We start from the raw sequence: 9,364 nt of genomic DNA on the forward strand, positions 1-9,364 counted from the left end.
TTCATTATTGGGTTCCTTTGTGTATAGATTTCGAGTCGAGACAACTGGTTATCTCACAAAGGAACCCCTTTTTTAACGTATTTAAAGGCTTCGCCTTTTTGGAACTCCCCGCAGCGGGGAGTTTTCGGCCTTAAAAAAAGACCGGCCCGCTTTCCGCGTCCGGTCTTTTTCACAGGAGGTGTACCCTCCCTACAGTATCTTGTTCAGAAAATAAGGAAACTGTCTGCGCCACCAGGGCCAGTCATGATCCACATCATGCCCCCAGAAGTCGATGAAGGCATGGATGCCTTTTTCTTCAAAAATGTTCCGTACCATGGTTGTGGTGCGGATCATTTCTTCTTCCCATGCACCCTGACCCGTACATATATAGATGGCCCGGGCATTGAACATGGGAATATAGGTGTGGTCCAGAGCGAGCCCTGCCATATAATCCACAATGGAGTTGTTGTAGAGGTTGGAATCCATGTAATCGCCGAAGAAGTAGCGCGCATCGTATGCACCGCTCAGGGCGATGACGCCGTCGAACAGATCGGGGCGGCGCAAAAAGGTGTTGAGCGCATGGGTGGCCCCCATGCTGCACCCCATGGTCAGGGGGGCCTGCCTTGTGCCGTTCATCTGAAGCATGAGGGGGGTGAACTCTTCCGTGCAGTAGCGGAACCACAGCTCCTGAAGCCACGCTCTGCGTCCCTTGTCCCCCTCCTTGTCCGACCAGGTCTCCCTGTCTATGGAATCCACACAGAAAAGCTGCACCCGCCCGGCCTCGATATGCTCAGCCACGGTCTCGGGCATGTGAAACTCATGAAAATCGGTGCAGCGCCCGTTCTGTGTGGGAAAAACCATGACGGGCTTGCCCGTATGGCCGAATACCACAAACGGAAGTTCCCGGTCCAGAATCCGGCTGTACTGGCTGTGGCACCTGTATTCCATCAATGCGTCTCCTGAACGAAGCGGATGAATTCATCCTTCTGCTCGGCGGTATCGAGGATGGCCGTCCACTGATGGTTGCCCATGGCTCCGGAAATGGCTTCGGGAATATCCAGATCCATCACGATGCGCCCCGCATAACGGGCACGGATTTCTTCAGGCGTATGCACATAGGGCTTGCCGTTGCGTCTGCCTGCATACACGGCAAAGAACTTCTGACGGTCGAGATCGACGAAGGTCTTGTCGTGCGTGACCATGTCGGCCCAGATGGAATACACATCCACACTGTTGGCGTAGTTGAACATGTCGGGCGTCCATCCGCCCGCAGGGCGCATATTCACCTCAAGCGCCACAAGTTCCCCCTTTCTGGCCAGACCGGGCTTGTCTTCCTTCAGGCGGAAAAACTCCAGATGGAAGAAACGGCTGCGCACGTTGAAGGCTTTGATGGTATTGCGGCCCGCCTCCCTGAGATCGTCAGGAAGGTTGCTGGAGGTGTAGTAGGCAAGGTGATCCTTGTTGTTCACGATGTCGGCGATGGAGGGCGGCCAGGACGTGCAGGTTTCAAAAATGACATTGGCCCTGGAATCGGAAATACCGTCATACGACCAGATGTCGCCGCTCAGGTATTCCTCCATGATATAAGGCACATTTTCCCTGCCCGCATAGAAGCGCGTCATTTCCTCATCACTGGAAATCTTGTAGCTTCCGGAAGCCCCCATGCCGCCGTCCGGCTTCACAAACACGGGGTAGCCCACTTCATGGGCAAACTTCATGCCGTCTTCCAGGTTGCTGATGATGTGCCAGCGCGCCGCAGGTACTCCGGCCGCCTGATAGAACTTCTTCATGGCCGACTTGCGACGCACATTGGCCACTTCCGCTCTGCTCATGCCGGTTTTTATATTGAAGTCATCACGCAGGCGTGCATCCTGACTGAGCCAGTATTCATTATTGCTCTCCACCCAGTCGATACGACCGTGCTTGAAGGTAAGAAACGCCATGGCACGGTAGACCTGATCGTAATCCTCAAGGGAATCCACGCGGTAGTACTCGGTAAGACATGCACGAAGCTCAGGAGAAAGCGCATCGTAGGCCGTATCTCCTATACCGAGAACATTCACGCCGCGAGCCTTCAACCTGTCGCAGAAATTCCAGTATGACTGGGGGAACTGTGGGGAAATAAAGACAAAATTCATAATAATCCTCTCTCGGACGACACGCCCGCTCGTGTGCTCAAGCGGGCAACCGGTACATTAATCCCATTATGAAGCACTATACCATAAAAAGCAATCATCATGCCGTTCCCGCCTGCGCCGTCGACGGGATCAGAGCAGACATCTTTTTTTGCCGTGCACAGCGGCCGTTCTTCTTTTACCTTTTGTTTTCAATATATTAATATCTTTTTATGACCTCCTCCGCCGGAAGGATTTCTTTTAAAACTTTCCGACGCTCCCTTGTAAGCCCGGTGCTTGCCGTATATACTGCCCCAATGTTTCCGATATTTTCCCAAAGCGATGTCGAGGCGGCGGCAGATGCGCTCATTGCATGGTTCGCCGCGCATAAACGCCCGCTGCCGTGGCGCGTGCGCTATACTCCCTATGAAGTCTGGATTTCCGAAGTCATGCTTCAGCAGACACAGATGGAACGGGGTGTTGCCTATTTCCAGCGCTGGATGAAACGCTTCCCCAGTGTCACGGCCGTGGCCGAAGCGCCGGAAGAAGAAATCCTGCGCTACTGGGAAGGCCTCGGCTATTACCGGCGCGCCCGCTTTCTCCACCAGGCCGCAAAAGCCATGGTCGAGAAGCACGGCGGGCAGATTCCCGCCACGCTGGAAGAACTTTCCGCGCTCCCCGGCCTCGGGGAATACACCGTGGCGGCCATTCTCGGCATCGCCTATGAAAAAGATATCGTCACCATCGACGCCAACGTGGAACGCGTGTTCTCCCGCCTGCTCAATATCGACACTCCCGTAAAAAAACGCCCCGCCGCCACCCTCATCCGTCAGGAAGCACGGCGCTTTCTCCCCGCCGGTCAGGCCCGGGCCTATAATCAGGCCCTTATGGAGCTGGGCGCTCTGGTCTGCGGCAAATCCCCGCAGTGCGCGCTCTGCCCGCTGGCGGCATGGTGCGTTTCCCACAAGCTCGGCCTGGAAAGGGAACGCCCCGTGGTTGAGAAAAAAAGTGCAGTTATCCCTGTCAGTTCCGTGCACGGTATTCTGCTCTGTGAAAAGCATGTGCTGCTTCTTCAGCGCCCTTCGGAAGGCCTGTGGGGCAACATGTGGGAATTCCCCGGCGCCGTGGTGGAAAAACTGCCTCTGCAGGAAACGCTGCTGCAGGCCTTCGGCAGGCTGGGCATCACGGTGGACATCATCGCCCCCCTGGGCGAAGTGCGGCACAACTACACCAATCACCGGCTCACCGCGCACTTTTTCCGGGTGGAGTCTGAACTTACCAAAAAAGACATTTCCGCGCTTCTTGGCGAGGTTCCCCACCGTTTCGTACTCTGGAACGAAACGGAAGGTCTTGCCATGCCGGCCCATCATCGAAAAATGGCCGAGCGCTATTTCCTCAGAAAAACCCGCCCCACGGCGGAACAACTCTCCCTTTAAAGAAGGCCACTATGAAACACACGGTTTACTGGATTGAAGGCGACGGCATCGGCCCGGAAATATGGAAGGTAACCCGCCCCGTGCTGGATGCCGCCATGAAGGCGGCCACCGGCGGCGAACATGAACTGGACTGGGTGGAACTGCTGGCGGGCGAAAAAGCCGTGAAGCAGACGGGCAGCCCCCTGCCCCAGGAAACCCTTGACATGCTGGGCAAGGCCTCCGTGGCCATCAAGGGCCCGCTGGGCACGCCGGTGGGCGGCGGCATGCGCAGCCTCAACGTGGCCATGCGCCAGGCCTTCGACCTGTACGCCTGCATACGCCCCGTAAGCTGGTTCAAAGGCATAAGCACGCCGGTGAAACACCCTGAACTCGTCAACATGGTCATCTTCCGCGAAAATACCGAAGACGTATATGCGGGCATCGAATATCAGGCTGGTTCTCCCGAAGCGGAAAAACTGGGTGAATTTCTCCGTGATGCGTTCGGCGCCAAGGTCCGTGAAGGCTCCGCTCTGGGCATCAAGCCCATGTCTGCCTTCTGCTCCAAGCGCCTTGTCCGCAGAGCCATCCGGTATGCCCTGGATCACCATCTTCCCAGCGTCACCCTCGTGCACAAGGGCAATATCATGAAGTTCACGGAAGGCGGCTTCCGTGCCTGGGGCTACGAAGTGGCAAAGGAAGAATTCGGCGATGTCACCATTCCCGAAAAGGAAGCCACTGTGGAAAACAGCAAGGGCAAAATCATCATTAAAGACCGCATTGCCGATGCCATGTTCCAGGAAGCCCTGCTGCATCCCGATCAGTACAGCGTTCTTGCCCTGCCCAACCTGAACGGCGACTACATCTCCGACGCCCTAGCCGCGCAGGTCGGCGGACTGGGCATGGCTCCGGGTGTCAACATGTCCGACAAGCTGGCCCTGTTTGAAGCCACCCACGGCACGGCTCCCACCGCCGCCGGCAAGGACATCGCCAACCCCGGCAGCCTTCTGCTCTCCGGCGCGCTCATGCTGGAACACCTGGGCTTTGCCGAAGCCGCCGACAAAGTGCGCTCCGCCATCCTCGCCGCCATCGACGCAAAAACGGTCACGCCCGACCTTGCCGCCGAAATGCCCGGAGCACAGGCCGTGTCATGCTCGAAATTCGGTGAAATACTTCTGAAAAACATCCACTAGGCAAAAAAATCCTGAAAGGATCATTTTTTGCTTGACGAAGGAGTGCTTCTATACTAGAAACACTCCTGTCGCGGAGAGGTTTCCGAGCCCGGCTTAAGGAGCACGATTGGAAATCGTGTGTACCCGAAAGGTACCAAGAGTTCAAATCTCTTCCTCTCCGCCAGATATTTCCAAGGGTTGCATTGAAAAATGCAACCCTTTTTTGTTGGTTAAAATTTCCATGACGGGCGATTCGATTGGTGATAAAGCTGAAATTCAGTTCGGCAAGGATCTTCATTGTCGACAATATTCCATGCCGCGGAAAAATCGGACGCCACGGCATGGACTGTTCCGCATGATGTGCTGAACCGATGCAGGCTTCCCTGCAAGGTTGATAAAAGTCCGGTTGGAAAAGGAGGAGTTTTATGTTTTCCCTCTCCAAACCCTGCGGCGCGCTCAAGCTCGCCGTGATGGCCCTCTGCGTGGGAACCTGTTCGGTCGCTTCCGCCGCGCAGGATCCGCTGAGGTCTTTTGACCCGCTCTACTATCCCTATCCGGCACAGAGAAATGTCGTTTACGGGTCCAGGGGCATGGTCGCCACTTCCAACCCGCTTGCCGCACAGGCCGGCCTTGAAGTGCTGAAAAAAGGCGGTAACGCCGTCGATGCAGCCATTGCCACGGCAGCAGCCCTGACGGTTGTCGAGCCTACCAGCAACGGCATAGGAAGCGACAACTTCTCCATCCTCTGGGTGAACGGCAAGATGTACGGCATCAACGGCAGCGGCCGCTCCCCCAAGGCCATGAACCTCGACGTGTTCAAGGGTGAAAAAAAGATTTCCACCCTCGGCTGGAAGGCTGTGACCGTTCCTGCCGCTCCGAAAACGTGGGCCGTGCTGGCCAAGAAGTTCGGCAAGCTCCCTCTGTCCGAATCTCTGGCCCCTGCCATAAGCTATGCCCGCGACGGCTTCACCGTTCAGCCCACGGTGGCGCAGTTCTGGAATCTGCGCGGCCCCATGTATATCGCGCAGAAGGATCCCCAGTTCCAGGGCTGGAAGGACACCTTCTCCAAGAACGGCAAGCTGCCCAAGGCCGGCGAACTCTGGAAGCTTCCCGATCATGCCCGCACGCTTGAGCTCATCGGCAAAACTAATGCCGAAGCCTTCTATACCGGAGAAATCGCAAAGAAAATCGTGGAGTTCTCCAAGGCCACCGGCGGCTATATCACTGCTGAAGACCTTGCGGCCGTCGACCCCGAATGGGTGGAACCCCTCAGCGTCAACTACCACGGTTATGACGTGTGGGAACTGCCCCCGAACGGTCAGGGCATTACCGCCCTCATGGCGCTGAACATCCTCAACGGCTATCATTTCGACCATCGCGGCCCTGAAACCGCGCATGTGCAGATCGAAGCCCTGAAACTGGCCTTTGCCGATACCCTGAAGTACGTTGCCGATCCCCGCGTGAGCAAGGTTCCCGTGAAGGAAATGCTCTCCACCGAATACGCCGCCAAGAGACGCGCTCTCATCACCGACAAGGCCCAGCAGCCTGTTGCCGGCGACTTCAAGCAGAGCGGCACCGTGTATCTGTGCACCGCCGACGGCGAAGGCAACATGGTTTCCTTCATCCAGAGCAACTACGGCGGCTTCGGTTCCGGCGTAGTCGTGCCCGGCACCGGCATTTCCCTGAACAACCGCGGATGCAGCTTCTCCCTTGATCCCAAGCACCCCAATGCCGTGGCTCCGGAAAAGCGCCCCTACAACACCATCATCCCCGGCTTCGTCACCAAGGACGGCAAGGCTGTCGGTCCCTTCGGCGTCATGGGCGGCTTCATGCAGCCTCAGGGCCATGTGCAGGTTCTCATGAACTGCATCGACTTCGGCATGAACCCCCAGCAGGCTCTTGATGCCCCCCGCTGGCAGTGGATGCGCGACAAGAAGGTCGTGGTGGAAGGAAGCTATCCTGTGGAAGACCTCCGCAAGCTCGAACGTATGGGACATGATATCAGCTATGATACTCTGGCCGGTGACTTCGGCCGGGGCGAGATCATCTGGCGCATGGAAGACGGTACCCTCGCAGGCGGTACCGAATCCCGCACCGACGGCTGCGTAGCCACCTGGTAAACCTTGAGGAAAGGCCCGGAATCCGGGCCTTTCCTTTTTAACGCGTTGCCGTCAGAGGCAGGGCGCGACGAGGCTTCCCTCCAGGACATGGCGGCGGCATACAACATCCTCAATACGGGAAGAACCAGGCATAAAAGAAAGGCCGGGGAAATCTCCCCGGCCTTTCCAAGCACGAGCCGGCCTCAGGCTGACGCCTGGTAAGGCCTGCATAACGCTGTTCCTCAGGACCTTTCTCATCAAACGATATTCATAAAACGCACAGCCCCCCATCAGAGGACCGTTGCCGGATGAACTCTGCGGATAAAGATGACAATATCCCTCGTGTTGCAAGTAACGCCTCCTGCAGGCGCTGGCAGGGACTGCCGCAGGGCTACGTTTCCCAGCAGCTTTTGTATTTAAAAAATTAATGTTCTCTGTGGTCAGACTGCTTTTTCTCCTTTGTCGGGGATGGAATATAGCCGGGCTTTTCAAACGAACCACGAGAACCTACGCGGGAAAGAACACCCTGTTTAACCCGCCGCCTTAACGTCGATGATATCGTGGTACGAAGCGCATCCGATTCCGGATATCCACCTTCAACGACAAAGCGGACGACATCATTGACCATAACCCCTTCACCAGGCTTGATCGTATCGATGAAGCTGTCGATGACCTGTGCGATACTTTCCTTACTGTCCTCTCCCCCAGACAAGCACTCCTGTGTTGCTTCAGAAGAACGACCTTTTAAAATACGAAGAGCCTCTCGAATATGCTTAATGGCCTTTTTTTGCCTTTCAAGTTCGCTCTCAAGCTCTTTAAGAGTTTTAATAAGGGTCTGCTCCATTTCCGACATAAACGCCCCTCCTACTTATATATAAACATAACACTACTAGTCACAGAACTGCATGTCAAGTTTACCATCACTCTTGCAATAATCTTTTTTATACACTTCTCGGGTGTCATTCATCAACCATCTTTTTCCCTGCGTTGTCTTTCTTCCCCCACGGCCTGATTCCGTTGCTTCTGCTTATGTACTCTTCGGCGCCACGCGATTCTCGCGCCTTCCTGCCCTCCCCACGCACGATATCCTTTCCATGAATAAGAATGCAGGCCTGCCCCGGCTTCCATGTTCCGACTCCACTCACGCATCTCACTACGCATTTCCGGCTTTCCGTCCCCTCTGCCAGTCCAGAAGACAGTCCTCGGCAGAGCTGCCTCTGTCGCTGAATGCCCCATCAACGTTCGGCTTCTCAGCGAACATAGGACAACATAGTCTCTACCTGTACACTCTCACCTTGAAAGACCACTTTTCATGCGGAGCCGAAAAACAAGGGAGCTCTGAAAGACGGCCTTTGCGTTATCATTCCCGAAGCCATCATGTGCCGCCCTTGATCACCTCCGTACGCTACGGCATGACACGGGATTGCGAATTTTTCGCGTTCTGCTGGCCGGTTCAGCGAAGTTCCGGAGAGTGATGCAGGGATGATTTTCCCTCATTTCGCTGAAGCGGAAAGAGAAAATTTCTTGCAGTGGTTTCCACCATAACTCTATTTATATGGATTTATTCAATATTTTTACGCTCCAGAAAAAACTTGACGGACATCCCCTTTCTATACTAGAAAATCTCCCGCTGCGGAGAGGTTTCCGAGCCCGGCTTAAGGAGCACGATTGGAAATCGTGTGTACCCGAAAGGTACCAAGAGTTCAAATCTCTTCCTCTCCGCCAGATATTTATAACCCGCTGTTTTTACAGCGGGTTTTTCTTTTAATCGCGGCTCGTTCGTACTGGATACACCTTCTGGATACGTTTCAGGTACGAGCTATGAACGACTTAGAGCCGCTGATTATCCCCGGAACAGCTTCTCACTCCCGGTACCTTTCGAAGTACAAGACCTACCTTTCTCATCATCGCGGTATCAGGTATTTTAGAATAACTGTGCCGAATCACTTACGTTCTCTCCTGGGAAAAACTGAAATCCGCCGCTCTCTGGATGGTATGAAAAGCCGAACTGCCCGCTCCAAGGCAGTCCGGCTCTCTGTTGCTGCCCAGACATTTTTTGCCCTGGTGGAGGAGATTCAGTCGGGAAGGATACAGGTTGTGCACGGCACTTCTATGCAACATACTGAATTTTTAAGTGGATTCGTGAGAAAGCTGGATACGTTCTGGTTCACTGCGGCCTGTGAAGAAGACCTTTCCCCTGCTGCTCTTACTCTGTCTCTGCCTAAGTTCATGAAGGAAGCTGGGGCGGGACTGGATGCAGGAGAAAAGAAAAACGCGCCTGCAAAGAAAACTCTGGAAGCAATCTCCAGTACTCCCGTATTGCGGGTGGAAGTCAGCCCCATGCTAACTTCCACCACGCGCTCAGAGGCTGCTCCGAAGACGTTCAGAGCAACCTCCGAGCCTGCGAGTTCGGAATCACGAAAAAGCGCTTCTGGCAGTCACAGGCGCGTCAAAAGACTTCCCACCGTCTCAGAAGCGGCGGAAGCCTATATCTCTGCCAAATCCCTTACCTGGTCGAAAGGAAGCATCAAGGATATCCCGCCCCAGATCAGACAGTTTGCGGGCATCATCAAAGAACTGGAGCATGG

Annotated in this window: 7 protein-coding genes and 2 tRNA genes; 6 read left to right on the plus strand and 3 right to left on the minus strand. The window is 55.1% G+C overall.

Annotated elements, in window-relative coordinates; translation table 11 throughout:
• Positions 1–189: 189 nt before the first annotated feature.
• Both Q0K07_RS12155 and Q0K07_RS12160 read right to left on the minus strand, forming a co-directional pair.
• On the minus strand, positions 190–927 hold the full coding sequence (locus tag Q0K07_RS12155) for an alpha/beta hydrolase-fold protein (protein ID WP_294559574.1): 738 nt from the start codon (positions 925–927) through the stop codon (positions 190–192).
• Complete coding sequence (locus Q0K07_RS12160; RefSeq protein WP_294559575.1) at positions 927–2,117, minus strand: acetyl-CoA carboxylase biotin carboxylase subunit family protein; 1,191 nt, start codon at positions 2,115–2,117, stop codon at positions 927–929. Before Q0K07_RS12160 ends, Q0K07_RS12155 begins: the two co-directional genes overlap by 1 nt.
• Before the next feature lie 293 nt (positions 2,118–2,410).
• Between Q0K07_RS12160 and mutY the strand changes: the two genes are divergently transcribed.
• From mutY to ggt, 4 genes are all read left to right on the plus strand, one after another.
• Positions 2,411–3,529: an A/G-specific adenine glycosylase gene (gene mutY, locus Q0K07_RS12165; protein WP_294559576.1), complete on the plus strand. Its 1,119-nt coding sequence runs from the start codon at positions 2,411–2,413 to the stop codon at positions 3,527–3,529.
• A gap of 11 nt (positions 3,530–3,540) precedes the next feature.
• Positions 3,541–4,698: an NADP-dependent isocitrate dehydrogenase gene (gene icd / locus Q0K07_RS12170; RefSeq protein WP_294559577.1), complete on the plus strand. Its 1,158-nt coding sequence runs from the start codon at positions 3,541–3,543 to the stop codon at positions 4,696–4,698.
• 72 nt (positions 4,699–4,770) lie between these two features.
• Positions 4,771–4,861, plus strand: a tRNA-Ser gene (locus Q0K07_RS12175).
• A gap of 241 nt (positions 4,862–5,102) precedes the next feature.
• Positions 5,103–6,797: a gamma-glutamyltransferase gene (gene ggt, locus Q0K07_RS12180; RefSeq protein WP_294559578.1), complete on the plus strand. Its 1,695-nt coding sequence runs from the start codon at positions 5,103–5,105 to the stop codon at positions 6,795–6,797.
• Between the two features lie 403 nt (positions 6,798–7,200).
• Here ggt and Q0K07_RS12185 read toward each other — a convergent pair whose 3' ends face one another.
• Positions 7,201–7,629 (minus strand): hypothetical protein, encoded by a 429-nt coding sequence (locus Q0K07_RS12185; RefSeq protein WP_294559579.1) that lies wholly within the window; start codon positions 7,627–7,629, stop codon positions 7,201–7,203.
• A gap of 781 nt (positions 7,630–8,410) precedes the next feature.
• Here Q0K07_RS12185 and Q0K07_RS12190 point away from each other — a divergent pair.
• Together Q0K07_RS12190 and Q0K07_RS12195 are read left to right on the plus strand one after the other, a co-directional pair.
• Positions 8,411–8,501: transfer RNA gene (locus tag Q0K07_RS12190), tRNA-Ser, on the plus strand.
• A gap of 96 nt (positions 8,502–8,597) precedes the next feature.
• On the plus strand, positions 8,598–9,364 hold a 767-nt coding region (locus Q0K07_RS12195; protein WP_367178905.1), incomplete at its 3' end, for a DUF6538 domain-containing protein.

It is taken from the genome of uncultured Mailhella sp., assembly GCF_944324615.1.
GTDB lineage: Bacteria > Desulfobacterota > Desulfovibrionia > Desulfovibrionales > Desulfovibrionaceae > Mailhella.